22 protein-coding genes and 1 pseudogene are annotated in these 25821 nt (G+C 39.6%); 8 read left to right on the top strand and 15 right to left on the bottom strand.

Annotated elements, in window-relative coordinates; all coding sequences use genetic code 11:
* Positions 1 to 28: 28 nt before the first annotated feature.
* The 5 genes from lepB to aceK all read right to left on the bottom strand — a co-directional run bounded on the left by lepB (position 29) and on the right by aceK (position 4356).
* On the bottom strand, positions 29 to 679 hold the full coding sequence (lepB, locus tag AB8618_RS08395; protein ID WP_413402217.1) for a signal peptidase I: 651 nt from the start codon (positions 677 to 679) through the stop codon (positions 29 to 31).
* 123 nt (positions 680 to 802) lie between these two features.
* Positions 803 to 1057 carry a DUF2999 family protein gene (locus AB8618_RS08400; protein WP_008113615.1) on the bottom strand — a complete coding sequence of 85 codons (255 nt, stop codon included), beginning with the start codon at positions 1055 to 1057 and terminating at the stop codon, positions 803 to 805.
* An 87-nt stretch (positions 1058 to 1144) separates the two neighbouring features.
* Entirely contained in the window at positions 1145 to 2107 is a 963-nt protein-coding gene (locus AB8618_RS08405; RefSeq protein ID WP_413402219.1) for a zinc-binding dehydrogenase, read from the bottom strand.
* Positions 2108 to 2126: 19 nt separating this feature from the next.
* Positions 2127 to 2519 carry a hypothetical protein gene (locus AB8618_RS08410; protein ID WP_409423201.1) on the bottom strand — a complete coding sequence of 131 codons (393 nt, stop codon included), beginning with the start codon at positions 2517 to 2519 and terminating at the stop codon, positions 2127 to 2129.
* Between the two features lie 40 nt (positions 2520 to 2559).
* The gene (gene aceK / locus AB8618_RS08415; protein ID WP_413402222.1) at positions 2560 to 4356 is read right to left on the bottom strand and encodes a bifunctional isocitrate dehydrogenase kinase/phosphatase; all 1797 of its coding nucleotides are present in this window, start codon (positions 4354 to 4356) and stop codon (positions 2560 to 2562) included.
* 117 nt (positions 4357 to 4473) lie between these two features.
* Here aceK and AB8618_RS08420 point away from each other — a divergent pair, with 117 nt between their 5' ends.
* Both AB8618_RS08420 and AB8618_RS08425 read left to right on the top strand, forming a co-directional pair.
* Entirely contained in the window at positions 4474 to 5421 is a 948-nt protein-coding gene (locus AB8618_RS08420; protein ID WP_413402224.1) for a LysR family transcriptional regulator, read from the top strand.
* A 109-nt stretch (positions 5422 to 5530) separates the two neighbouring features.
* Positions 5531 to 5977, top strand: coding sequence for a hypothetical protein (locus tag AB8618_RS08425; RefSeq protein ID WP_413402227.1), 447 nt, complete (start codon positions 5531 to 5533; stop codon positions 5975 to 5977).
* 12 nt (positions 5978 to 5989) lie between these two features.
* On the opposite strand, the pseudogene icd reads toward AB8618_RS08425, so the two are convergent.
* The 5 genes and pseudogenes from icd to AB8618_RS08450 form a co-directional block, all read right to left on the bottom strand.
* Positions 5990 to 7239: pseudogene (gene icd, locus AB8618_RS08430) on the bottom strand (NADP-dependent isocitrate dehydrogenase).
* 95 nt (positions 7240 to 7334) lie between these two features.
* The gene (locus AB8618_RS08435; protein WP_409423205.1) at positions 7335 to 10031 is read right to left on the bottom strand and encodes a 7TM diverse intracellular signaling domain-containing protein; all 2697 of its coding nucleotides are present in this window, start codon (positions 10029 to 10031) and stop codon (positions 7335 to 7337) included.
* A 28-nt stretch (positions 10032 to 10059) separates the two neighbouring features.
* Entirely contained in the window at positions 10060 to 12330 is a 2271-nt protein-coding gene (locus AB8618_RS08440) for a TonB-dependent receptor (RefSeq protein WP_409423206.1), read from the bottom strand.
* Positions 12331 to 12417: 87 nt separating this feature from the next.
* Positions 12418 to 14667, bottom strand: a complete 2250-nt coding sequence (locus AB8618_RS08445) for an NAD(P)-binding protein (protein WP_409423207.1) — start codon at positions 14665 to 14667, stop codon at positions 12418 to 12420.
* Between the two features lie 20 nt (positions 14668 to 14687).
* Positions 14688 to 15623 carry an acetoacetate decarboxylase family protein gene (locus AB8618_RS08450; RefSeq protein WP_409423208.1) on the bottom strand — a complete coding sequence of 312 codons (936 nt, stop codon included), beginning with the start codon at positions 15621 to 15623 and terminating at the stop codon, positions 14688 to 14690.
* A gap of 414 nt (positions 15624 to 16037) precedes the next feature.
* Here AB8618_RS08450 and AB8618_RS08455 point away from each other — a divergent pair, with 414 nt between their 5' ends.
* Together AB8618_RS08455 and AB8618_RS08460 are read left to right on the top strand one after the other, a co-directional pair.
* A complete protein-coding gene (locus tag AB8618_RS08455; protein WP_007375427.1) occupies positions 16038 to 16205 on the top strand; it encodes a hypothetical protein in 168 nt (55 codons plus the stop codon).
* Positions 16206 to 16327: 122 nt separating this feature from the next.
* Complete coding sequence (locus AB8618_RS08460) at positions 16328 to 17161, top strand: hypothetical protein (RefSeq protein WP_413402233.1); 834 nt, start codon at positions 16328 to 16330, stop codon at positions 17159 to 17161.
* Between the two features lie 43 nt (positions 17162 to 17204).
* On the opposite strand, the gene AB8618_RS08465 is transcribed toward AB8618_RS08460, so the two are convergent.
* The 5 genes from AB8618_RS08465 to rnm all read right to left on the bottom strand — a co-directional run bounded on the left by AB8618_RS08465 (position 17205) and on the right by rnm (position 20798).
* The gene (locus tag AB8618_RS08465) at positions 17205 to 17786 is read right to left on the bottom strand and encodes a YceI family protein (RefSeq protein WP_409423210.1); all 582 of its coding nucleotides are present in this window, start codon (positions 17784 to 17786) and stop codon (positions 17205 to 17207) included.
* Between the two features lies 1 nt (position 17787).
* The gene (locus AB8618_RS08470) at positions 17788 to 18339 is read right to left on the bottom strand and encodes a cytochrome b (protein ID WP_409423211.1); all 552 of its coding nucleotides are present in this window, start codon (positions 18337 to 18339) and stop codon (positions 17788 to 17790) included.
* 145 nt (positions 18340 to 18484) lie between these two features.
* Positions 18485 to 19324 carry a segregation and condensation protein A gene (locus tag AB8618_RS08475; RefSeq protein WP_413402236.1) on the bottom strand — a complete coding sequence of 280 codons (840 nt, stop codon included), beginning with the start codon at positions 19322 to 19324 and terminating at the stop codon, positions 18485 to 18487.
* 2 nt (positions 19325 to 19326) lie between these two features.
* Positions 19327 to 19947 (bottom strand): L-threonylcarbamoyladenylate synthase, encoded by a 621-nt coding sequence (locus AB8618_RS08480; protein WP_008113642.1) that lies wholly within the window; start codon positions 19945 to 19947, stop codon positions 19327 to 19329.
* Positions 19944 to 20798: an RNase RNM gene (gene rnm, locus AB8618_RS08485; protein WP_413402239.1), complete on the bottom strand. Its 855-nt coding sequence runs from the start codon at positions 20796 to 20798 to the stop codon at positions 19944 to 19946. The genes AB8618_RS08480 and rnm overlap by 4 nt, the downstream gene beginning before the upstream one ends.
* A 443-nt stretch (positions 20799 to 21241) precedes the next feature.
* Here rnm and AB8618_RS08490 point away from each other — a divergent pair, with 443 nt between their 5' ends.
* Genes AB8618_RS08490 through trpCF form a run of 4 tightly spaced genes read left to right on the top strand, consistent with a single transcriptional unit; the run spans position 21242 to position 25819 of the window.
* On the top strand, positions 21242 to 22810 hold the full coding sequence (locus AB8618_RS08490; RefSeq protein WP_413402243.1) for an anthranilate synthase component 1: 1569 nt from the start codon (positions 21242 to 21244) through the stop codon (positions 22808 to 22810).
* A 1-nt stretch (position 22811) separates the two neighbouring features.
* Complete coding sequence (locus tag AB8618_RS08495; RefSeq protein WP_413402246.1) at positions 22812 to 23414, top strand: aminodeoxychorismate/anthranilate synthase component II; 603 nt, start codon at positions 22812 to 22814, stop codon at positions 23412 to 23414.
* Positions 23415 to 23424: 10 nt separating this feature from the next.
* The gene (trpD, locus tag AB8618_RS08500) at positions 23425 to 24462 is read left to right on the top strand and encodes an anthranilate phosphoribosyltransferase (protein ID WP_413402248.1); all 1038 of its coding nucleotides are present in this window, start codon (positions 23425 to 23427) and stop codon (positions 24460 to 24462) included.
* Positions 24455 to 25819: a bifunctional indole-3-glycerol-phosphate synthase TrpC/phosphoribosylanthranilate isomerase TrpF gene (gene trpCF / locus AB8618_RS08505; protein ID WP_413402251.1), complete on the top strand. Its 1365-nt coding sequence runs from the start codon at positions 24455 to 24457 to the stop codon at positions 25817 to 25819. The genes trpD and trpCF overlap by 8 nt, the downstream gene beginning before the upstream one ends.
* Positions 25820 to 25821: the final 2 nt, after the last annotated feature.

The following is a 25821-nucleotide window of genomic DNA, read 5'->3' on the forward strand; positions in this document are numbered from 1 at the left end:
TTGGTTAGCCTTTATACCCACTGTTTTATTACTCTAAAATTTTTAGAAACCGCTCTGTTCTAGGTAAGTAATAGTTATCGTAATCAAGCGATACAATCACACGCTCGGCTTTACCTAGTAGTTCATCACGTGGGATGAGGCCTATTACTCTAGAATCGGAACTATTATCGCGGTTATCACCCATAGCTAAATAGTAATGTTCAGGAATTGTTATTTCATCAAAGCCCGACAAACGTGATGGTATATTAGCTACGCGGATTGAATGCTTATAACCATTTAAGTTTTCTATTTTATCTGAAGAAGTCGTATTACTTTGCAAATTTGTGTAATTAAGCTTTTTACCGTTGATGATGAGTTCATTATTTTCAAGTACAATAGTATCTCCAGGTACACCTATTACTCGCTTAATCAAGCGGTTATCCGCTACTTTCGAGTCAAATACAATAATATCGCCAGTTTGTGGGTCCGCCATTCTCAACAGGGATACATGCGTGAATGGTATACGTAAATCATACGCCATTTTATCGGTAAGGATTCGGTCGCCTTCTTCAATAGTCGGCTTCATTGAACCTGTTGGTATTTCGTACCAATCGGCGACGGCACTACGGAACACACTCATTAAAATAATAAATACAATTAAAGAGCGATTATTTTTCCAAAATTTATAAAGTCGCTTCATCTTTTGTCTCTGCTATGGGTTAAGTGTTTATTTGACTGTATAAACGCAGAGCCGTTCAAAGGAGTGTGTAACAAAACATGTTTAATGATAGAGACATGGATAAAACATGTCTCTAAAGATGGTTTACTGCTGATTTAACTTGTCTTTCGCTTCTTGTACTTTTGCAAAATCAAGCCCTAATTCATCAGTAGCTTCTTTAATCAAATGCGGTTGAGTCATCACCACAGCCATTAGTTGCTGAAGCTTTTCAGGTGGTATGCCCAGCTCTTGCACTAATGCCATAGCCATCATTGGGTTTTGGGTAAATGCTTCAAACAACGCGGCTACTTTTTCATCACTAACGTTGTGCTCTTTTAATATTGCAATAATTGGATTCATTATTTGCCTTAATATTTTATAGTGTTCACTAAATTATATGGGCGCACAGCCTAATTAACAATATTAATCCTGCTATGCTCATGTACGTTACTCAACCAGCAACACCACTTTACCGGAATTTTCGTTGCGCTCTAAAATGGCATGAGCCTCACTAGCTTGCTGCCATGACATGGTTTTATAAATATTAAAGTCATAGTTCTGGTTGGCAATATCATCATAAAAACGCGCGACAAATGCATCTCTCAGAGCTCGTTTAAACTCAATACTGCGATTACGTAGCGTTGATGCATGAAACGAAATCCGCTTTTGTAATAAACGTGCAAAGTCCACCTCTGCAAAGCGCCCGTCTAAAAATGCCAGCATAATAATCTGACAATCCATTGCAGCCACCATGGCATTTTTATTTAAATAGCTACCAGAAACAGGGTCAACAATTGCGTTTGCAGTGAGCTTATGTGATTTCATATACTCAACAAAATCAGTGGTTTTATAATTAATTACGTGGTCAGCACCCAACCTTTTAGCATGTTCACACTTTTCATCCGACCCTGCGGTAATCACTACTTGTGCACCAGCACTTTTTGCCATTTGAATAGCTGCACCACCAACACCACTTGCACCTGCATGAATAAGCGCCGTTTGCCCTGATTGTAACTTGCCTAATTCAAATAGCGCACCAAAGGCTGTTAAACACACTTCGCTTATAGCGGCACCTTGCGCCATAGAGATATGATCAGGCAATATAATTAACTGCTGCGCATCTACTGCGACATATTCACTGTAAGCGCCACCAGCACATAAAGTAAAAATACGCTTACCGAGCCATTTAGGGTCTACCTCACTGCCAAGCTCACACACGGTGCCTGCACACTCAAGTCCTAAAATAGGGCTATCCCCTTCAGGGGCAGGATACTTACCTTGACGCTGCATACAATCAGCGCGGTTAACCCCAATCGCTGCCACTTTTACCAGCACTTCATTGTTATTAACCTTCGGGTTATCGGTTTTCGAAAACGCTAACTGCTGCTCATGATGTGAAATATACTGCATAAGTCTCCTTGTATTGGATTTATTTGATTTTTCGCCACACTTCGGCTTCAACTAGCTGGCCATTTTCTGTAAGAGAATGATGCCACACATTCCCTTCAACTTTATAATCAAAAGCCATGGTTTTACCCATCAATGATGCAATATTGCCATACTTAAAGGTTTCAATAAATTGTCCATCGGTTAATTGGTACTGGCCACCACCAGCATAACTAAATTGGCCATTTTTTTCTGTAATATAGCTAAAATGTGATGCGGTTACTAATTTGACTGAAGTTATCTCTGGGGCTTTAGCAGTGACAAACCCATTTTCTACCGCATATTTCCCTTGAACAAACTCCCACGTACCTAATAGAGGATTGGCAAATACAGAGCATGGCAATAAAACTAAGCAAACGAATAGAGTAAATTTCATCGTAATCCTTATCGTGTTAACTGTGCCTGAAGAAATCAACTCAGCGTTGATTTACTGACATAGTGTTAAAACGCCAGCTTTGTTTATAAGGATATACATCCGGAAGCTGGCCTTGCTCAATTCCTTGCTGAGTCAATTGCCAGTATTTTGCCGTAAATAAATCATTGTGGTATTGATTAAAGTGGTTAAACGCGCTGCTACTGGCACTAAAAAACACCTTAAATTGACTCGGAAAAATATCATTTTGGTCAATATCAAAATAGCTGTGTGAGCTTAATTCTTCTAAAGCGTTTTGCGTATTTGGCACGTCTCTAAAATTACAATCGGTGAGAGGGCAAATTTCATCATAATCATAAAATACTACTCGCCCCCAGCGTGTTACGCCAAAGTTTTTCATCAGCATGTCACCAGCAAAAATATTGGCGCTGGCAAGCTCTTTTATCGCTTTACCATAATCAAGCATCACTTGCTGAAGTGATTTACTATTACATTGATTGATATACAGGTTTAGCGGTGTCATTTTTCGCTCAACGTAAACATGCTTTAGAATTAAGGCTTTGCCGGAAATCACTAAGCTATCACCAATGTGTTTTTTCATTTGTATTAGCAGTTCATCACTAAAGCGACTTAAGTCAAATGCAAGGTATCTAAATTCATGGGTATCGACTAAGCGCCCTACTCTGTCGGCTTGTTTTACAAAGTTATATTTATCTTTTACTTGTTGTTTTGTTGCAGTTTTTGGCGCACTAAACTTATCTTTTATCACCTTGTAGACATAATCTAGGCCGTCAATAGTAAAAACCAGCATCACCATACCTGGAGTCCCTGGCGCTAAATGATACATGTATTCCTCGGGACTACTTTTAGTAGTATCTACCTTATAGCGATAAAACTCGGTTTTGGCATGTTTTATGAAACCAATCGCATTGAATAATTCAAACCGTTGTTTGTGAGGCATTAACACACTGAGGTAATCAACATAACGGGCAGGTTGGTCGGTATCGACCATAAAATAGGTACGTGCGAAGCCAAATAATAAGCTTAGTTGATCAGCCCCCATCATTACAGCATCAATTGTAAGCCCATTGGGGGTATTTAAAATAGCAATTGCAAAGGGCATGTTATCTCCATTTTTGGCAATACATCGCCCTATGACATAACAGGCCTTATTACGATAAAAATGCGAATTAGCGTATTCAATATAACCGTCATTTAAGTTTATTAATTCGTATACTTGTCGACATTGCTGCTGAGCACCTTGCGTTAACGTTGCTTGTAGCTTAGCTAAATCACTACTTAAATCTTTAAAGGGGACTCTAAACACTTGCTCATTTAATAAGGCTTTAATTGCCTGATCAAACCCTTCTTTTAAGGAGATACGACTTACAAGCCCTTCATAGGAACGCGGCTGCCCTCGGTATTTTGCTTTTAATACAAATAAGTGAACTGTGCGAATTTTTTTATCATCCCAAATAGCGCCAAAAGTAGAATTAAAAAATGTATGCGCAATGGGCTGGTTTTCATGCTCTTTTACCATCTCACCATAAATATTTTTTGCCCGTTGCCATGTTTGAGGGCAATTCAATTCATCATAAGCAATCACTCTAACGGCTTCACTAACTTGCTTTACTTGGCGTTCATACACTTGTAAGCGCTCTCGCATTGCTGCTTGCACCTCATGGTACTGGCGTTGTTCAAAGCGACTTTGTGCCCCTAAAGTGATATTTAAAAATTGTGCAAACATAGCCTCAAAGCCTGCAAATATCGCTCGGGCTAACTTAGTGGCGATAACAGATTGTACCGAATTATGTTGAGAGGTTAATGGCGTGCTTGGCATGATTTAGGCGCTTCTATTTTTAGCAATTATGCTGATTATTTTTTATTAGAGGTTTACACCTTAGCAAGCACACTTTAATTTAGGTAATTAATACAGCAAATAAATAAAATTGATCATATGAATATAAGAAATGTCGACCTCAACTTACTCGTCTATTTAAATGTATTAATAGATGAAAAAAGCGTATCAAAAGCGGCTAATAAACTCGCGCTTACCCAACCTGCGATGAGTAATGCGTTAAAACGTTTAAGAGATTTATTTGATGATCCTTTGCTAGTGCGAGCTGCGGGCTCTATGACTCCCACCGCCAAAGCGCTGTCGCTTAAACCTGAAATTGAAGCGCTGCTTAAAATGGCCGAAGAGATCACCCAACCAAGCGAGCAATTTAACCCAGCGACTGCACAAGTTACATTTCGTATTATGGCAAACGATTATTTAGAGTCGACCCTCATCGCCCCCTTTATTTGCGAGCAACTAGCTAAAAACCCAGGAATTGACTTTGATGTGCTAAGCCCCAGCGATGTAAATTTACAAGATATGGAAAAAGGCACAATTGATTTGGCAATAAATCGCTTTAATGGCCTGCCGCGCTCTTTTCATCAGGCTACTGTATGGCGAGATAACTATTGTTGTTTAACCCACCCAAATAATGTTTTTTTAACGGATGCTAACTTAAATCATTACCTAGATAGCGAGCATATATGGGTTAACCGCGCAGGATGGGGGCCAGAGCCCGCAGTGACCAATAAATCAGGGAAACAAAAATTAGGCTGGGTAGATGAAGCTTTATGGCAATTAGAGCAAACCCGTAAAATACGTGTATTTACTCGTCATTACATGATTGCCAGCTTGCTGTGCCAATCTGAGCAACTCATAGCAACGCTGCCGCGTCGTCAAGCAAAACTATTAACCAGTCACACTAATTTAGTGATTAGCCCAGTACCATTTCAAGTCGTGCCCATAGAAGTAAAAATGATTTGGAGCCCGTTATTACACCATACACCGGCGCATCAATGGCTTAGACGTGAGTTATTGGCGTTCGCGAATACAGTGGTTGATAGGTAAAACATTAAAATATTGATTAAATCAATATCAGTTATTGAAAACAACAATTTCATTAATATTACACTTAGCGCTACAGTGAAGTTAAGCCAACAAACTAAGAGTAATAATTATGCAAACATCAGCAAGCTTCACACAACAAGATGGGTTATTCATTGATGCAAATTTACATCACTTCATTGAACAACAATTATGCCCAAATACGCCGCTTGAGACACGTCACGTTTACCAGTCACTTGCCACATTAGTTGATGAATTCGGCTGTAAATGTCGTAAAAATAAACATCAAGAAAACGATATTCTCGACGTAAACACTTTATTAAGTGCCTATCAACGTAAAAGCCACCCTCATTGCCATGTTGATGCACAAACAACTGAAGCCGTATTAGATGAATACTGCTGTCAAGTACCTGCCATTATTGTAGTTGCGTTAATGGATACGCTCAGTGGCACTGTATGTGACGAGCCAAGTGCACATGAGCTTTATCACAGAGCAGCAGAGCTAACAGAGCGTCCATGTGTTCATCGTCAAGCAACCACTAACGCTTCAGCAGCTTAACAATGCAGTTGTTTAAAAGTGCTCGATAACCTTATTAGCAAATTGTTTGCAGCTTAAGGTTGTCGGGTTATGACTTGATTGGGCTAGATCAAAAGTTACCTGCCCACTGGCAAACGTCATTTCTAAGGCGTTTTCGATTAAACATGCCGCTTCATCCCATCCCATAAATTTTAGCATTAGCACTGCGCTTAATAAGCTACTACTTGGGTTTGCCTTATCTTGACCAGCTATTCGTTCGAACGTGCCATGAGTTGGCTCAAAAAACGCTACCTCTGTATTTAAATTGGCAGCAGGCATGATCCCTACCCCCCAACCTGTGCGCTGAGCATATCGGCTAAAAAGTCACCATTTTGATTTGTGGTAGCCACCACATCAAATTGCGCAGGATCCATCAAGCATTGCTGCAACATATTATCGGCAATCACTTCTTTAATAATCAAGGGGGGTAAATTGGTTCGTTGTATTTCAAGCCAACGGCCATTTTCATGTTCTTTGGCATTATATTCTTGTTTTGCAAGCGCAAAGCCCCAGCGTTTAAACGCCCCATCGGTAAACTTAAGAACATTACCTTTGTGCACTAACGTAAGTGACTCTCTCTCATTTTTAAGGGAATAATTAATGGCAAAGCGTATTAATCGCTCTGACCCTTCTTTAGATATATTTTTAATCCCTATACCACACTCTTGAGCGAAACGAAGACGGGTTACGCCCATTTCTTCACACAAAAAATCGAGCACTTTTTCACTTTCAACACTTCCCGCCTGCCATTCAATTCCTGAATATACGTCTTCACTGCTGTCGCGCAGCACGGTAATGTTAGTGGTAAAGGGATTTTTTAATGGCGAGGGTAAAGCACTAAAGCCTTTTATCGTGCGCATATTAACAAATAAATCCATTTCATGGCGAAGCGCAACATTAAGAGAGCGAAAGCCACCGCCTAAAGGTGTGGTTAGCGGCCCTTTTATAGCAATTTTGCATTCACGTACCGCATTAATGGTTTCTTGAGGGAACCAGTCGCCATCATAAAGCTTGGCCGCTTGTTCACCATTATACACCTGCATCCAATGTATCTTTCGTTCCTTGCCATAACAATGTTCTATGGCGGCATCCACTACCTGACGCATCACTGGCATAACATCTAAGCCAACCCCATCACCGTCAATATAGGCAATAATAGGTTGTTCGGGTATATGCCACTGTCCTTGGCCATCAATGTGAATATTTTCGCCATTGTCTGGCACCTTAATATGTTGATACTGCATACGCCCTCCTACAAGAGAATATATTTAAGCATGCATAACCCTACTTGTCTTTATAACAAAGCGTATACCGGCTATTCAACGATAAAATGTAATGTTTAAGGTGCTTTTTGAACGGTTAAAATAACGTCAATCGCATTGAGGAGAGCCTCAACTTGTTGAATGTCGAAAGCGTCAGGTGAAGACTTTAAGTTTGTTTCAAAGTCAACAGCCTGTTGATACAACGCTTTACATTCAAACATTCCAGCAGTGCCTTTGATCATATGTACGCTGCGTGCAAAACCCGTTATATCACCGTGCTCAAATTGAGACACTAACGTGTCTTTTTGTATATTTAACCCTTTAATATATTCTTGCTTGAGTAGTGCAAACTCCTCATCGGGCAGCTTAATGTTCTCGCATATATCAATATCAAGGTAACTTGCAATTTTACTACTAAAACACCTTCTATCTATAGGTTTGGCAATGTGATCGGTAAAACCTTGTTTTAAATAGCGATCAATTTCATGCTTCATCGTGTTAGCAGTGAGCGCCACAATAGGTGTTGTTACCCCTGTTGCTTGCATAATATTAATTGCTTGCTCACCATCCATAATTGGCATTTGAATATCTAATAAAATTAAATCGAAGCTTTCATCCATCGTAGCTTGCGCTGCATCTCGACCATTTTCAACAGCGACAACGGTTAACCCCATCCGCTCTAAAATCCGCTTAATAAGCTGACGATTTTCTGGATGGTCTTCAGCCACAAGTACTCTACCCACTAAATTTCGCTGACTATTATTTGAAAATAGTTCTTTAGTTTGTGGCTTACGTATATCGTCGAATGTGTTAACCCATTGTGTATGTTCGGTTGTATTTAACTCCATAGAAAAACAAAATTCACTACCGCTTCCGACCACAGAAAATACGGTAATATCGCCATTTAGTTTAGTTGCTAAGCTTTTTGATATATTTAAGCCAAGGCCAGTGCCACCGTATTTACGAGAAATGGACGAGTCAGCTTGATGAAAAGGAGTAAACAAGTCTTTTTGCTCACTTTCAGTCATTCCAATACCCGTGTCTTTTACTTTAATTATTAGCTGCTTTTGATTGCAACCCACTGTGAGCTTTATGTAGCCTTGGGTAGTAAATTTAAGTGCATTGGTTGCTAAATTTAATAATATTTGTCTAAGCCGAGTTGGATCTGAGACTATCCAATCTGGTAATGGGAATTGATAATCAACTTGAAACTTTAAGCCTTTATCGCGGATTTGTTTTCCTAATAATGATTCAATTTCAGCGATAGTGGCAAACAAATCCGTTTCAACTAATTCTATCTCTAAACGGTTAGCCTCAATTTTCGACATATCCAAAATATCGTTAATTAAACCAAGTACATGACGACTATTTTGTAAAATCACCCTGATCCCATGATTTCTTTCATGAGGCTGTATATCACCTAAAATTATCCCATCAGCATAACCAATAATAGATGTCATTGGGGTACGAATTTCATGACTCATGTTAGCTAAAAATCGACTTTTGGCTTCACTTGCATCACGAAGCTCCTCCGCCAATTGTTGTAACTCTTGAGTGCGCAGCTCAACCTTGTGTTCCAAATTTTTAGTCAGTTCAACATTCTGATGATGCAAAATACTGAATTTATTTGCGACAGCAAAAGCAAGTAATACCGCATCGAGCGCTGTGCCAATAAGCCCAAGTAAATAGAGATCCATTTTTATTGGCTCAATAATTCCTAGATTAGTTAAATTGCCAACCATATTAGGAATGGCCATAGCCAAATAGGCGAGAACAAAATAGCGAGCCGGCTTAAAGCCACTGATCCAGCTTCGTATACCAACAACCATACCTAGAGATAAAGTTGCCCCTGTCACTAAAGTGGCCCAAATAAAGCCAAAACCAGGCCAAATCATTGCAAAAGGTGCGCCTGCTGTGGCAACAATGCCTAGGTAGATTGATAATCTAGATAACTTAGGAGACGTGTCTTTTAATTTAAGTAAGCTGTTAAAAAATAAAATATTTGTGATGGGAATTAAAGTAAAACCTAACCAATGAAAATGGGCATTGTAAAAACCAAAAATTTGGTCTGGTATATGAAAAAACTGACTCCAAGCCAACACCCAGCATGCTGTGAACATGGCGTAGTACAAATGGGTTTTATCTCTATCACCCAAGTAAATAAGAAAATTGTATAAACCTAATGCAATACCAACCCCAAAGCACAGCAGCATAATCATATTGTCTGATGTTTTTCTTACAAAAAAATCGTCATAAGATGAAAGCACTAATTTTGGTGGAGTATAAAAATATTCACTTTGAAATTTTGCAATTAGTACGTAAGAACGATTAGGCGCCAGCTTAACTTTATTCCCATAATGAAATGCAAACTCATTTGGGTAAAGCCCCCCAGTGACATACTGCTTTATTGGTTCATCAAAGTTCGATATATCATAAATCCGGGTTTCGATTTTTGAAAGTAACGTGTTATACGGATAGAGCACCAGTTCATCTAAGTCTGTTTTATTTTCAAGTGCTATGACAAACCAAAAACTACCACCAAAAAACGATGTTCTTGATTGTGATTGTTTATCTTCAAGCCACATTTCTATTTCACTGTGGTTACGGGGAAAAGTACCACTCGTTACCTGAAATACATGACCCTGACCGAGCAAATCAGTATCTTGTTGTTTTAAAGTATAAACAATAGGAGCGAGTGTATCTGCCGGCGCTAAATTGCTAAAGCACAAAAATACACAATATAAAAATAGCTTTAGAACTGCCTTCATTGGCATACTTCGCACCTTAATTTAAAGACTAAAATTAAAACTGATAACTAACATCTAAACCAAAACGCCTGCCTTCACCTTTAAAGTCTTCAAGCATGCCAAGGAAAGAGCTTAAATCAAATTTTAAGTGACTATATTGCGTACCAAAGAGGTTTTTCCCCCAAATAGCAATCGCCCAGTTATCATGTTGATAATGTATGTTTGCGTTAAAAATACTATAGCCATCTTGCATAGCATAAGGGTTTTGATTCTGATCAAAATAATAGTCGGATTGATAATCAACTAATAATTGCGTTGTTAGTGGGTGATTCGCCAACTCAAGCGTGTATTCAATGCCTGCACTGAGGTTCCATTTTGAGGTAAACGGCAAACGATTATCTGTTAATGCGTTACCTAAAGGATCAACATATTCTTCAAACTCTGCATGGGGTATATAACCCATAGCAAACTTAACATTCAAATCATCGGTCAGCCAATACTCAAAATCAGCCTCTAGGCCATATATAATCGAATCTGCCACATTTTCTAATAATTGAATAGGCGGGCTCTGATCAGATACTGAAGGCTGATTCATAAACACCTGTTGATCATTATAATCATAATAAAATACAGCCCAATTAAACCGCATGCCCAACTGTGGCCACCAAGACTTTGAGCCAATTTCATGTGAGTTCAATCGTTCTTTTTGATAATCAGCAAGCTGTGCTTGTTCAACCGATGATAAAAACCCACCGTTATAGCCTCCGCTTTTTGCGCCATTAGCAAATCGATAATAGGCATAGGTCGCATCATCCAGCTTAACGTTCACAGCCAACTGACCAGAAATGCCATTATCTGATTGCTCTCCCTGAACACGATAAAATGGCACCTTAACTCCGGTTAAATCGTTAGGGTCTAAAATAATATTAAGCTTGGATGTTGAGTCGTAATCTAAAGACTCATAAGAATAACGAAGCCCAGCGGTAATTAGCCAATCTTGGTTTAATTGATAGTCAAGTTGGGTAAACGCTGCAATGCTCTTTGTTTTTATCCTATTATCATAGAAAAAAGTAGCGGTTAAATCTGTCTCTAAAATGCCTCGATAATCTCGCAAAATATCATTTACATTGTCTTGAATAATAGACTCATCAGCATAATAAATTCCCGTTGTAAGAAAATGCTCTGCGAGCTGAGATTGCAACCGAAACTCTTGCGTTACTAAATCAGTATTTAAACCTAAGTTGCCTTCACATAACCGTGCTGGAGAGCCATCACAGTTAAAGGCATGATCACGCTTTAACTTGTTATAGCTAGTTAGTGAAATAAGCTCATTGTGTGTATCCAATTGCCAATTAACATGGGCACTAACCCCCTTACCATCGGTTTTATGTGGCGAATGATTATTAACGCTTACTGTATAAAAATCATCACTGCCATCATTAAATCCAAAGTTATCAAAACATGTGGTTGAACCTGCTTGTGCTGGCGAGCATCGCTCTCCTGTTAATGGGTTTGCAATAACCCCAATACTGCCAACAGGCTGAACTATGCCATCCCAATCGGAAATATGCCCTTTTATCAACAACTGCACAGTGTCAAAGTCAGCTAAAAAAGATACTCGACCATTTGTTTGCCGCATGCCCGCTGTTGGTGAATCAGCAAAAATATTGTTTGTAGAATAATCATAATTTTGATGGTTTAGCGCAACACGAACGGCTGTGTTTTCTCCAATAGCTGAATTAAACATAGCATCAACACTGGTCGCGTTGTTATTAGCAATACCAGTACTTAAATAACCACTTTGTTCAAACTCAGGGCGTTTAGAGCGGATTAAAATAGCCCCGCCAGTGGAATTTCGACCAAATAAAGTTCCTTGAGGGCCACGCAAAATATCAATCTGCTCAATATCAAATAAGTTTACAATTTGGTTACTGGCAGAGCCCACGGCTATATCATCCACATACATCGCCACCGGCGATGTATTAGCTGTGTTATAATCAACTAGCCCTACGCCACGAATATTAACCGCTGGTGGTGTGCCTTCCGCTGCGTTTTGACTAATTTTTAAATTTGGGGCAAATACAGATAACTCTGTTGAGTCTTTAACCTGTTGCGCTTTGAGATCGTCCCCTTTTATTGTGCTTACAGAAATGCCGACTTCTTCAATTTTTTGCGCTCTTTTTTGCGCATAAACCTCAATGATTTCCATGTTCGGTTGGTCATCACTTTTACCCTCTACCACTACCTTCGCCTGCAGTGGCAGTAAAAAGCCTGGTAAGCATACCAACCATATATTTTTATTGAGAAGCTTGCCTTTATTTTTCATTTCACGTGACCTTTGCGCTAAATAAATGTAAACAACATGTTTAACTATATACTAATCAACCGATTAAAGCTGTGCTGGAAGAGTATTTTAATTTTTGATAACTGCAAATGCATTTTCGCCACTAATGTGTTGTGGGTAACCCACCATTGCTCTGGCTGTTTGCATACCTGCCATAACAGCCGCTTCAACACAACCGGCATTAACACCCGTTTTAATCCAGTCTCCGGTAATAAAAAGATTCGTAAATTTTGTTTCATCTGTCGCCAGTCGATACTTACTTGAACCAGCAACTGACAAAACATAACGCTCACTTGGATCAACGTTTACTCGCCAGTATTGAGCATTTAATCGTTCATCCCCTGATGACGATATTTCATATAATACAGACCAGTCAAACTCATTATTTTGATATGCAAGCGGCCATAAGGACTGCATGTTTTTTTCTAGTATTGCTTCTAAGTTTACTTTTACTTGCGATTTAACCTGAAGAGGAAATTGATGTTCACTTTTTGGTGGATAATACTCACAAGGAAAAACACTGCAAAAATAAGCAATGTTTTTAGGAGGACAATCAGTAGGCCATTGCTCTTTGTCGACTAAATTCATCATTGCCGCCCACGTATCAAATGGTTCGCTAAAGCCACTTAGAATTGGGCCTTCTTTGCTCTTTGGAATATATTGCCAGCCTAATTGCTCGTCTGTTTTATTAAGCCATAGCTGGGCAGCTTGGGTTGCCACCGTTTTGACTTGCTTTGCTTGTGCTGCAAATTTAGTATCCCATGCTAATAATGAAGGGCATACATGCTCAAGTGACGCCACAGATACACCCAGCACAATTCTGTCAAAATCTTCTTTGTAGTTTAATTTTTTTATTGGCAGTGGCTGCCCAAAATGGTTTTCGTATTGAGACGGCCAGTCTGACCAAAAAGATTCTAAATTAATATCATGCTGCTTCAATAGTGCGGCTTGTTCACTATTAATTTGCGCATAAAGTGGTTCACTTGGCCAACAAGGTAGTTTTTTAACATTAACCAGTGGTTGATACTCTGCGTCTGAGAGCAAAGAAACCTGTTGCTGAAGCTCAATGGTCTCAACAAAACTCTCTCCTTGCTCATTTAGGCTGGGAGTCAGGTTTTGCAATTGATGAAAATACTCAAACTTAACCCCTCTTTTCTTTAGTAGTTCATATAAGGGAGCAAAGATGACATCGCCCATCCCCGCTTGCATTTTCCACATGACCCCTCCGCGGTAACACAGCGCGATGCGTAACATAGCAAGTGATGCGACACCAGCCTCAACATTGGGCTTACTTAGGTCACCCGCAGGGTACGCAAACACCAAATCATAAAACCCTCGTATGGGCGCCGAATTAGCACTGTATTGCTCGCTTGCCCCATTTCTTATAAGCCATTGCCTAAAATCAAATTTATTTATAACCTCAAACCCATCTCGATATACTTTGTCTTTTACCAAACCAACTAGCATTGCGATAGCAAGGTCTGCGCAAATATATAATCGTCTAAGCTGCGCATTATTGTCTAACAACTCAATCATTTCGCTATTAAGCCAGCGCTTTAGTTTTCTAATTATATACCAAATAACAAGGCCATCTTTTTTCTCATATACTTGGGGGTTTAATGTATTGTCGGCGTGTGCAAACTTATTTAACGTATTAATTAGTAAGCTTGGAGTAGAAGCAACTTCACTCGAATATTGTTTTATATCATCAGCAAATTGTTGCCAAGCATCTTCTGTATCATCAACCAAATCTGTTATTTGTTGGTGCAGATGCCGTAATAAAGATTGATCTCGTGATTTTTTTGTACTTAGTTGTATATTTTTGTTGGCTTTTTTTGCTGCTGACTGTAAATCAAATATCCACTTTTTTAGCCAAGCTAGGGTCATTTTAATAAAATCCCATGGCGTTATATCTAAACTTCCATCAGCAGGGTTCCCAGGAAGTAATGGGAAATCAATTGGCCATGTTTGCCATTGGCCATCAATATATTCTTCTAAGGCTATAAAGCTATGCGGTTTTAATGCTTGCTGCCATGTAGATAAAGGTGAATCGGCTGGCCGTTGTAACTTAGTGTAAACCGTTTCTATAGTTTTAAAGCTATTCACATAAGCACCAAACCATACATGTAAGCCATGCTCTTCAATACGCTGCCCGCTGGCCGCATTACGACCACTAGCCCCTTTTCCACCTAAGCGCCAACCTTGCTGGTATACAGTGATAGCTCGATGCTGTTGCCAGTCACTTTGCTCAGTCAAATACAATGCAGCAGTCATTGCTGATACACCGCCACCAATTATCACAATTTTTTCTCGGTTCATGGTAAATCCTTCTAAGCAATTTAAATTTTAGTTGCGGCTAACTGGTCAAAGTCCATTTGCACATAAAAAGGTAAATGCAACGCTTGACTACCTAACTTTAGACCAAACATGTCGGCAAGTGGAAAACTATCTAATTTATTAAGATGTAAAGTAAACTCTGGCTTTAAAAATTTAAAATGGTGTATTTTTTTAATCTCAGAGGGTGAGTGCATTACGCTTTGGTATACCGCTGAATCACCTCTGCCATCAGGAAATTGTTTTAACAATATTTGATCCATTTGTGGATTAACAAAGCCACTCAATAGCTGCTTTAATAATGAAAAATCAATACCCAAATGTTTGCGAGAAAACAAATTTGCTACTTGCTCGCCAAAGTCATCGATAACAGAGAAAAAATCGGTATCTTGTTGTTTAGAGTTCATAGTAATTGAAAATAGCTCATGCATTTGTAGCTTAGATTCAGGAGAAAAATGTTCGAAGCACTCTAAAGATATTGAAAAATTCGATAGCTTAGATACACAGTTAGGCATAGTGTAATTACATAAATATTTATTGTAGCCCCATATCTCTCGACCATTAATAAGTGCATAAATGTTATTCACGCAGATAAACGCTGGATACCAATATAAGTAGGTTATATCTTCATCTTCAACCTTAGCGACAGGCAACCAAATGATAATATCTGTTTCTTGCATCCAACCATGCTGATCGAATGGCGGGGTCATTGAGGCTATTTTTTCAATATCTGTAAATGTAATAAGTGCAAACTCGCCAAGTATTTTAAAATAAACATTACCCTCACCCCCTATGTTTAACGTTGAATCGATATACTTTTGTGCTTTTTCAGATTCTATTTCAGCAAAAAAACCATACATATTCGCATTATTCATGCGACAAGGCGGCTTTGCTATTGGATTAGATAAAAAATGTTGATATGGCGCAGATAGTGAACTCATTTGACCCCCCTCAGTTAAAAACTGAGTATAGTCAGATATATTTGGGTCTGTTGATCTTTACGAATTAATATTTATAGCTATACGTGAATTTCTCTCGATTCAAAGTATTTTAATAAATTGCTTGCAAAGGAAAATATTGTGACGTAACATTACTACTTGGCTATAAAAAGCCCTAGCGGTTAACCTCTTTACCCTGATCCAGTAAGCCCCGCAAAACGTATATTTAAGAGCTAAGTTATTGTACGGCGAGAACCCCTATTAATACCTTGATGGTTTATTTGTAGAATCATCGTAAAAGTGTCATAAAGATCGTCAACACTGTAATGAAGCTAAACACAATATGATTATTTATCATCTGAAATGTGCTTTAAGAAAAAGCCCAGAATAAATAACAAAAATAAAGTGAGTTTTATTATGTCATACAAATATAACGGATCTATGATCCAAATAGCACATCCAGTGCAATCAATTTCGGTTAACAAGCATCGTGTAATCTTTAGCGATACACAAGGTTTGAAAAATGCATTGTTTCAAAAAGCAAGTGATGCACGTCAATTTGTAAAATGGCTGAAAGCCAGCTAATTATTATTGATAAGTTAAACAGTTATAAATAAATTAAAATGCCAGCATTAAGCTGGCATTTTACTTTTTGACATATTATTGACTACACTTAAGTCCTTGTTTACTTATTTGTTGTAGTGAAAATGTGGTTTTCGTGGTTAATACTGTTCGTCTGTGTATTTTTAAGCGCAAAGTGTGATGCCAGAACAATAAAATGGTTAACACATGACTTTGCGCCCTATTACATTTTAAGCGGTCCGGATAAGTCTCAGGGACGCGATGAAAGTATTATTTCGCTGCTAGAGCAACAACTTCCGCATATTAACTTTGAACGTGTCATTATTCCCTCTGGTAAAGTTATTCAGGAACTCGCTAACCTGCAATCAAATGCATGCGCATTATCACTTTATAAAAACAAATATCGAGAAGAGCGTGTTTACTTCACGCATCAAAGCTCTACAGCAGGTCTTTCTCCCTCTATTGCCATGCATCAAAAGCTTAGCGTTGCTCTAGATATTGAAAGCAGTAAATCAGTGTCGTTAACTAATTTATTAGTAAATAAAAAGCTTACCTTGGGTGTATCGATGAATCGCTCATACGGCAGTGAAATTGATAAAATAATTAATACCACGCCTAATACAAATATTGTCATTAGACCTACTCGCGATACCCTAAGTACATTAACTTATATGCTTAATTTAGAGCGAATTGATATTTTATTAGGCTATCCCAGTGAGCATTATTATTTAGCAAAAACGATGGGGTTTAGTGACAATTTAACACAGCGTATGCTAACTGAGGCACCAAAACTTAGTTACGGTTATATTGGCTGTACTAAAAACGAGCAAGGCGCAGAAGATATTGCCACACTCAATCAGCAACTCAAACTGATTAAGCAAACTGAAGACTATAAACAAGTATTGACCCGGTGGTTACCGAATGATTTAAAGCCAAAACTGACTTTACATTTACAGTAAAAAGCTAAGCGTGATAACGCTTAGCTTTAACTATAAAACGGTATTATTGACGAATACCTTCAATAAATAAGCCAATATCAACGTGCGTTGACGCTGGGCCTAAATCGTAATCAATACCGTAATCGGCTAGTTTTAAGCTGGTTTCACCTTCAAAACCAACACGGTAACCACCCCATGGATCTTTACCTTCACCAATTTTATCAATTTCAAAACTAATTGTTTTAGTAACACCATGAAGGGTAAACTCACCGGTTACTGTGGCTTCTTCACCGTCTTGATCAAACGTAATTGCTGTACTTTTAAAGCTCGCCTGAGGGTATTTGCTTACGTTTAAAAAGTCACCACCGCGTAAGTGTTTATCTCGTTCAGCATGGTTTGAATCTAGGCTTGTTGTATCGATGTTTACACTAATTTGAGATGCGTTTGGGTTCTTAGCATCGTAGTTAAACTGTCCATCAAAGGTGTTAAAGCGCCCGTGCAACCAGCTGTAACCTAAATGTTTAATTTTAAAATTAACAAAGGCATGTGCTCCTTTGGTATCAATAACATAATCTGCAGCATTGGCATGGGTAGCCGTCATAAACATCGCTGCTGATAACGCTGAAGTTAATAGTAACTTTTTCATTTTAAGCTTCCTTTTGTAATTTGATCATTCTGATTAATGTTTTATCTTTATCAATAAAGTGGTGTTTTAACGCACCCAATATATGCAGCACCACAAACCCTATCAGTAAGCATGCGCTGTAATAATGAATTTGCCCTGCTATATCCGCCTGAGAATCAAAAGTAAAGTCGATGGCTTTGACATAAAACAAGCCAAACACTTCGATTGGTCGCCCATCAGCAGTAGAAATTAAGTATCCAGACACCATAATGATCACTAAAAACAGATACATTAAAATATGTGCTGTTTGCGCCAGCTGGTTTAATTGTGTATTAGTGCCAATAGGGTTAGGTTTTACATTAAAACGACGCCATAAAAGTCTAAAAACAAATACAGCGGCTAAACTTAGCCCTATGCTTTTATGTAAATCTAATGAGCCTTTGTACCAGCTGTCGTAGTAAGTTAGCTCAACCATATATAAACCTAAACCAAACAAACCAAAGATGGTCAGCGCCATTAGCCAGTGTAAAAGTATAGCCACTAAGCCATAACCGGTTTTTGAGTTTTTAAACATTGCCTATTGCCAATCCCTAATCTAGTAATAGCATTACGATATAATGGATAACTGGCGATTAAAATAGCATATGCAAACACTCACCGTGCGTATACGCACAGTAAAGACAGTAAATTTAGTATAATTGCAATAAATCTAAGGAGGGTTAACTATCTGCAGACTCGTTAAGAGACACATATATTTGACTATCAGACTCAACTTGCAAGCAAGCAATTAAGCCCTCTTTTATCAGTTCTAACATGGCGATAAAACTAACAACAACCCCACTACGCCCCTCTTCAAAGGTAAACAATTGGGTAAACGCAACGGGCGCTTTTGCTTGGGATAAAGTGTGTAAAATTAAACTCATACGTTCACGAGTTGACAGGGTTTCTGCACTAATTAAATGATGCTCAAATGTTTTAGCACGCGCCATTACGTCGCTTAGCGCTAACAATAAATCTTTGATTGCCAGTTCAGGTAAGGGTTGGTTTTTTTCTTCTAGCTCTGGGAAAGTTGCATTGGCGATAAATATATCGCGACCAACGCGGGGCAAAGTATCTATATTTTCGGCCGCTTTTTTAAATTGTTCGTACTCTTGTAGACGTTTTATAAGTTCGGCGCGGGGATCTTCCTCTTCTTCTAATTCTTCATGCACTGGCAGTAACAGCCGCGACTTAATCTGCGCCAGCAATGCTGCCATTACAAGATATTCGCCAGCGAGTTCTAACTGAAACTCACTCATCATTTCAACATATTTTACATACTGCTCAGTAATGCTAAATATAGATAATTCGAGAACATCTAACTTGTGCTTTTTAATTAAATAAAGCAACAGATCTAACGGGCCTTCAAAAGTTTCTAAAATAACTTCAAGCGCATCAGGAGGAATATATAAATCTTCAGGCTTATCAACAACGGCTTTACCATGCAAAAATGCCAGTGGCAGCTTTTGCTGTACTGGCATATCTGTAGGTATTAACGAAACCGTGTCAGGCTGTTTCATTGCTATTCAAATGGAGCCGTATCGCCGCAGCCTACACGTAAGATCTGAATATCGTCCTCTGATAAATCAATTACCGTGGTTGCTTGCTCTGTGAGGTATCCGCCGTGAATAATTAAATCGACATGCTTATCTAGGCGCTCCAAAATGTCATCGGGATCCGCTTGCGTGTATTCATCACCCGGCAAAATAAGTGAGCATGACATTAATGGCTCCCCCAATTCCGCAAGTAACGCACAAGCAATTGGGTGTTCAATCACCCGAATACCTATGGTTTTTTTCTTATCGTTTAATAAGCGTTTAGGTACTTCTTTTGTGCCTTTAAAAATAAACGTATAAGGCCCTGGGGTATTATTTTTGATCAGCCTAAACATTTGGTTATCTACCCGAGCATAAGTAGAAAGCTCAGATAAATCGCGGCACACTAAGGTAAAGTTATGGTGTTTTTCAATGCCGCGAATACGCTCTATGCGCTCTTTAGCTTGTTTGTTACCTAAATTACAGCCAATCGCATATCCCGAATCTGTTGGGTACACAACTACGCCGCCTTGCTTAATAATATCAACAGCTTGAGAAATTAGTCTAGGCTGTGGGTTGTCCGGATGTATATGAAATAATTGACTCATAATGCAACTCCTTCGTGCTTTTCCCATGTTTGCCAAACCCCTTGGCAATCTTTAGGTAAGTATAAATTTTTTCCAAGTTCTAAATAACTAGTCGGAAAATGAAAGTCAGAGCCTTGAGAGCAAAGCAAATCGTATTCTTGGCTCAATAAGCCTAAAAACTGACGCTCACTCGGGGCCTGTTGCGGTTGGGCAACTTCCATCGCGTCACCGCCCACTGATTTAAATTCCACGAGTAGTTTACGCAACCACTTATTCGACATTTTATAGCTACTTGGGTGCGCCAAAACAGCCACTCCACCGGCGGCATGAATGGCTGAAATTGCCGTTTGCATATCACACCAGTTACTCGGTACGTAACCGGTTTTTCCTCGTCCTAGATACTTTTTAAATACCCCAGGAAAGTTTTTAGCCACACCTCGCTCAATTAAGGCTCGGGCAAAGTGAGCGCGAGTGATTTGCGCATTTTCAGCCAGCTCGCGGGCTTGTTGATAAATACCTTCAAAGCCATTTTTAGTTAATCGGTGGCCTATTTCAATTGCACGGATTTCGCGCTTTTGCTGTTGCTCGCTAAGTAATGTATGCAAAGTGGTATCATTGGTATCAATATTTAGCCCAACGATATGAATTTCAAAACTCTCCCATTTGGTTGATATTTCAACCCCATTAATTAGTTTAAGCGGCAAGTTTTCGCGTTTGATAAAAGCCTGCGCAGGCTCAATTGCGGCCACAGTATCGTGATCGGTAATGGCAAATACATCAATGTTTTTATCGACTGCTCGCGCTAATAGTTCCTCAACGGTTAAATGTCCGTCTGAGTGTGTTGTATGGCTATGTAAGTCGTATTTTATCAAATGAAAACTACTTTAATTAATGGTTTAAGGGTGTTTCACACAGTATAACAAGTTTTTTAACGAAATTGTTTTAAATAAACACTTGACACAAAAGCAGTTGATACGCTTTACTGTAGCCACTTTTAGACATTAAAGAATAAATAACAATGAAAAATACAATTCAAAACATCATTTGGTGGTGGCACTCTTAAAACAAAGGGTGATGAATTGTCGTGTCTAAACAAAAAATTCTAACCCGCTACCATGCGGGTTTTTTTATCACTAAATTTTGCAATACAAGATTAACAGGAATTAAAAACATGAATAACGTAAACACTCTTACACATCATTGGTGGTGGCGCCTGGCATAGCGGGACGGTAATGGTCTATCTATAATTTAGACATCGTTATTCAAACCCCGCACTGCTTAGCATTGCGGGGTTTTATTTTTTAGGGGATGAGGTTTGATTTTTAGTCATATAACAACAACACCAGGTGAAGTGACCAGCATAACGCAAGTACGAGACTACATAAGTAGCCCACTTGCCTTGTATGCGGCACTTGATAAACCTAACTCACTATTGCTTGAATCTGCAGAGATAGATTCAAAAGATAGCGTAAAAAGCTTAATACTCGTTGATTGTGCACTGCGTATTGTCTGCCAAGGCAATCAAGTGAGCGTAACAGCACAATCAAATAATGGTCAGCAGTTACTCAACTATTTACAAGCTAATGTAAAAAACTGTGCATCACAGTTAACCGATACCACACTAACGCTGGAGTATCATCCAGCAGATGACACAATTGACCAAGCCAGTAAGCTGATTGCAGATAACGCTTTTAGCGCATTACGCACCTGTTTAAATAGCATCAAAAGTACCACTAACAATCCGTTCTCAGTGTTTTTAGGCGGCGTATTTGCCTACGACATGGTGGCTAACTTTGAACAACTATCCGATGTACCCGACGGTGAAAACACCTGCCCAGACTACGTATTTTATTTAGCCGAAACACTGGTTGTTATTGATCACCAAAAACAAACAACCGAGTTAATTGGTAATGTGTTTAATGGCCCTGATGTTCACGCTAATTGTTTTGAAGTGGGCAAACAATTAGAGCGCCTTAATACATTGTGCGACCACGCCGCAGACTTTAGTGCCCCAAGCCAAACAGGTGACTGCCCTGTAAATGTTGATATTAGTGATGAGCAATATTGTCAACAAGTGATAAAACTTAAGCAACACATAGTTGATGGCGATATCTTTCAAGTGGTGCCCTCTCGTACTTTCTCATTGCCGTGCCCTGACTCATTACATGCTTATAGCCAGCTTAAAAAGCAAAACCCTAGCCCGTACATGTTTTACATGCGCGATGAAGACTTCTCATTATTTGGCGCATCCCCTGAGTCTGCGCTTAAGTATGAGGTTCAATCTCAACAAGTTGAGGTTTATCCGATTGCAGGCACTCGTCCACGGGGCAAGTTTGCAAATGGGCAAATTAATCCTGATTTAGATAGCCGTATTGAACTTGAACTCAGAAACGATCAAAAAGAACGAGCTGAGCATTTAATGCTGGTTGATTTAGCGCGTAACGACGTTGCTCGTATTAGCGTGCCTGGTACTCGCCATGCAAAAGAGCTATTAAAAGTAGACCGTTATTCACAAGTAATGCATTTAGTATCACGCGTAGTTGGAAAATTAAAACCCGAACTAGATGCCCTGCATGCTTATCAAGCCTGTATGAACATGGGTACCTTAGTGGGTGCACCCAAAGTACGTGCGGCAGAATTAGTGCGTAAAACTGAAGGCAAACGTCGCGGTAGCTATGGTGGCGCGGTTGGGTATTTAACTGGTGACGGTGCCATGGACAGCTGTATTGTTATTCGTGCCGCCTTTGTTAAAAATAATATTGCGTATGTACAAGCCGGTGCTGGGGTTGTATTTGATTCTGACCCAATGTCAGAGGCAAACGAAACGCGCGCTAAAGCCCAAGCGGTGATCACCGCAATTAAATCGACATATAAGGCAGTATAAAATGAGTGAAGCACACCCTATTAAAATTTACTTTTTAGATAACTTTGACTCATTTAGCTACAACCTAGTCGATGAGCTAACAATGCTTGGGGCTGAGCTAGTGGTTTACCGAAACAACATTAGCGCAGAGATCATATTCGAAAAAATGCAGGCAGAGCTTGGACAAGTACTGCTGGTATTATCGCCAGGCCCTGGTGCGCCTAGCGATGCAGGCTGCCTTATGGAGTTAATTAACCTGTGTAAGGGCCAATTTCCAATGCTAGGTATTTGTTTAGGCCAACAAGCGCTAACACAAAGCTATGGCGGAGTAATCGGTCACGCTGGTGAAACCGTACATGGTAAGTCATCAATTATAAATTTAAATGATCACCCTGTATTTTACGGTATGGGAAGCACCATGCCAGTGGCACGTTATCACTCATTAATGGCAACAAAAGTACCTGATAACTTAGCTGTTATTGCCAAGTATCAAGATATACCAATGGCTATTTATCATCATCAAGACAATGCACTGGGCTATCAATTCCACCCAGAGTCAATTTTAACGCCCAATGGCGCAATGCTACTGCAGCAAAGCGTTGCTTATTTAACACGTGCCAAATAAAAGGAACATTATGACTAATCAATTACACAGCCCGCTTAATGTTCAACACGCTATTGAGCATATTATTGCAAAGCAGTCACTTAGTTACGCACAAGCAAAAGCGCTGTTTGATCAAATTATGCAAGGCAATATGAGCGATATTGAACTCTCTGCGCTGCTTATTGGCCTTAAAATGAAAGGTGAAGTAAGCGATGAGATTGCCGGTGCGGCCGCTTCAATGCGTGAAAATGCCGTTCCCTTTATCACTAATAAAACGCAACTTGCTGATAGCTGTGGCACCGGTGGCGATGGTTCAAACACTATAAATATTAGCACCACCGCCGCGATTGTAGCGGCAGCGGCTGGTATTAATATGGTAAAACATGGCAATCGTAGCGTGTCGAGTAATTCAGGGTCTGCTGATTTACTCAAAGCACTGGGGATCAATATCGATATGGCCCCAGAGGTCGCTGCCCGTTGTTTAGAGAGCACAAATTTTACCTTTTTATTTGCACCGCACTACCACAGTGGTGTGCGTCATGCGATGAACGTGCGTACCAGTTTAAAAACCCGAACTATTTTTAATATTCTTGGGCCACTGGCTAATCCAGCCGCTCCTGAGGTGCAATTACTCGGCGTGTACGATGAGTCTTTATGCATGCCTATGGCACAAACGCTTAATACTCTAGGCACTAAACGCGCTATGATAGTACACGGCTCTGGTACTGACGAAATCGCCTTACATGGCTCAACACAGGTTGTAGAGCTTAATAATGGCAAAATCACCCAGTACACACTCAACCCAAGTGATTTTGACCTTGCAAACTATTCACTTGAACAATTAGCCGGTGAAGGCCCACAATACAATGCAAACGCCAGTCTTGCTATTTTACAAGGTAAAGGCACTGAGGCACACAACGCCGCAATTGTTGTTAATGTGGCCGCATTGCTGTACTTAACCGGCCAAGCACAGTCGCTAAAACAAGGTGCGCAAATCACACACTCTTTATTACGTTCAGGCAAGGCCATGGACACATTAAATGCAATTATTGAGGTAAGTCATGGCTAATGTATTAGACAAAATTATTGCCGATAAAAAAATAGAACTAATCGAGCGTAAGGCGGCGCGCCCGCTGGAGAGCTTTAAACATCAAGCCAAACCAACAGAGCGTAGTTTTTACAAAGCACTGGCAGCGCCAGGCACACAGTTTATTTTAGAATGCAAAAAAGCATCGCCCTCTAAAGGGTTGATTCGTCAGCCATTTGATTTAACAGAAATCACCCAGGCGTATAAGCAATACGCCACTTGTATGAGTGTACTAACTGACGAAAAGTACTTTCAAGGCAGTTTTGATTACCTTGAATTTGTGCGCAGCCAAGTAGAACAGCCGCTTATTTGTAAAGACTTTTTTATTGATGAGTACCAAGTTTATATGGCACGTATATATGGTGGTGACGCTATTTTACTGATGCTATCAGTGCTTGACGATCAGCAATATAAAGCACTGCATGAAGTGGCTGACTCGTTAAATATGTCAGTATTAACTGAGGTAAGTAACGAAGCAGAAGTGCACCGTGCGCTGGCACTTGATGCGCAAATAATTGGCATCAATAATCGCGATTTGCGCGACTTAAGCACCGACTTAGCCACAACCGAACGACTACGTAAGCTTATTCCTAACGATAAAGTGGTTATTTCAGAGTCAGGTATTTACACCCATCAAGATGTAAAACGCTTAGCCCCTTTATGTAATGGCTTTTTAATTGGCAGCTCATTAATGGCTGAAGCTGATTTATTACAAGCATGCCGCCGCGTAATATTAGGCGAGAACAAAGTGTGCGGCTTAACCCGTAATCAAGACGCTATTGCAGCCTATAACAATGGCGCTGTGTATAGCGGGCTGATTTTTTACCCTAAATCCCCCCGCTTTGTCGATTTGGATTGCGCCAAAGAAATCAGCCAAAGTGCGCCTTTAAAATTTGTCGGTGTATTTGTTAATGCCGCTATATCTGACGTGGCTGAACACGCGAAACAACTTAAATTATCAGCCGTTCAATTACATGGCCAAGAAGATGAACAATACATTGCGTCGTTACGTAATGAATTACCACGTAATTGTGAAATTTGGAAAGCACAGGCGATAAAAGATGCTTTACCACAACCTGTTGCAGGCGCAGATCGCCATTTATACGACACCCACAGTGATTCACAGGCTGGCGGCACAGGCAAAACATTCGATTGGTCAGTGCTTCGCGATGCTACGACCCCATTTATGCTTGCTGGCGGCTTAAACCCAGACAATATTAGCGATGCACTTTTTCAAGGTGCCCTTGGACTTGATTTAAATTCAGGTGTTGAAGAGTCTCCAGGGAAAAAGTGTGCAAACAAACTACATCATGCTTTTACAAGTATCAGAAATTATTGAGG

Source organism: Pseudoalteromonas sp. RW-H-Ap-1 (assembly GCF_048318575.1).
GTDB lineage: Bacteria > Pseudomonadota > Gammaproteobacteria > Enterobacterales > Alteromonadaceae > Pseudoalteromonas.

Coding starts and splice junctions, on each gene's coding strand:
- AB8618_RS08460 (WP_413402233.1), top strand. CDS start 16,328: ATGTGGTTTTCGTGGTTAATACTGTTCGTCTGTGTATTTTTAAGCGCA.
- AB8618_RS08425 (WP_413402227.1), top strand. CDS start 5,531: ATGCAAACATCAGCAAGCTTCACACAACAAGATGGGTTATTCATTGAT.
- AB8618_RS08435 (WP_409423205.1), bottom strand. CDS start 10,031: ATGCCAATGAAGGCAGTTCTAAAGCTATTTTTATATTGTGTATTTTTG.
- aceK (WP_413402222.1), bottom strand. CDS start 4,356: ATGCCAAGCACGCCATTAACCTCTCAACATAATTCGGTACAATCTGTT.
- AB8618_RS08480 (WP_008113642.1), bottom strand. CDS start 19,947: ATGAGTCAATTATTTCATATACATCCGGACAACCCACAGCCTAGACTA.
- AB8618_RS08465 (WP_409423210.1), bottom strand. CDS start 17,786: ATGAAAAAGTTACTATTAACTTCAGCGTTATCAGCAGCGATGTTTATG.
- trpD (WP_413402248.1), top strand. CDS start 23,425: ATGACTAATCAATTACACAGCCCGCTTAATGTTCAACACGCTATTGAG.
- AB8618_RS08440 (WP_409423206.1), bottom strand. CDS start 12,330: ATGAAAAATAAAGGCAAGCTTCTCAATAAAAATATATGGTTGGTATGC.
- lepB (WP_413402217.1), bottom strand. CDS start 679: ATGAAGCGACTTTATAAATTTTGGAAAAATAATCGCTCTTTAATTGTA.
- AB8618_RS08420 (WP_413402224.1), top strand. CDS start 4,474: ATGAATATAAGAAATGTCGACCTCAACTTACTCGTCTATTTAAATGTA.
- AB8618_RS08400 (WP_008113615.1), bottom strand. CDS start 1,057: ATGAATCCAATTATTGCAATATTAAAAGAGCACAACGTTAGTGATGAA.
- AB8618_RS08450 (WP_409423208.1), bottom strand. CDS start 15,623: ATGAGTTCACTATCTGCGCCATATCAACATTTTTTATCTAATCCAATA.
- AB8618_RS08455 (WP_007375427.1), top strand. CDS start 16,038: ATGTCATACAAATATAACGGATCTATGATCCAAATAGCACATCCAGTG.
- AB8618_RS08470 (WP_409423211.1), bottom strand. CDS start 18,339: ATGTTTAAAAACTCAAAAACCGGTTATGGCTTAGTGGCTATACTTTTA.
- trpCF (WP_413402251.1), top strand. CDS start 24,455: ATGGCTAATGTATTAGACAAAATTATTGCCGATAAAAAAATAGAACTA.
- AB8618_RS08495 (WP_413402246.1), top strand. CDS start 22,812: ATGAGTGAAGCACACCCTATTAAAATTTACTTTTTAGATAACTTTGAC.
- AB8618_RS08405 (WP_413402219.1), bottom strand. CDS start 2,107: ATGCAGTATATTTCACATCATGAGCAGCAGTTAGCGTTTTCGAAAACC.
- AB8618_RS08445 (WP_409423207.1), bottom strand. CDS start 14,667: ATGAACCGAGAAAAAATTGTGATAATTGGTGGCGGTGTATCAGCAATG.
- AB8618_RS08410 (WP_409423201.1), bottom strand. CDS start 2,519: ATGAAATTTACTCTATTCGTTTGCTTAGTTTTATTGCCATGCTCTGTA.
- AB8618_RS08475 (WP_413402236.1), bottom strand. CDS start 19,324: ATGAAACAGCCTGACACGGTTTCGTTAATACCTACAGATATGCCAGTA.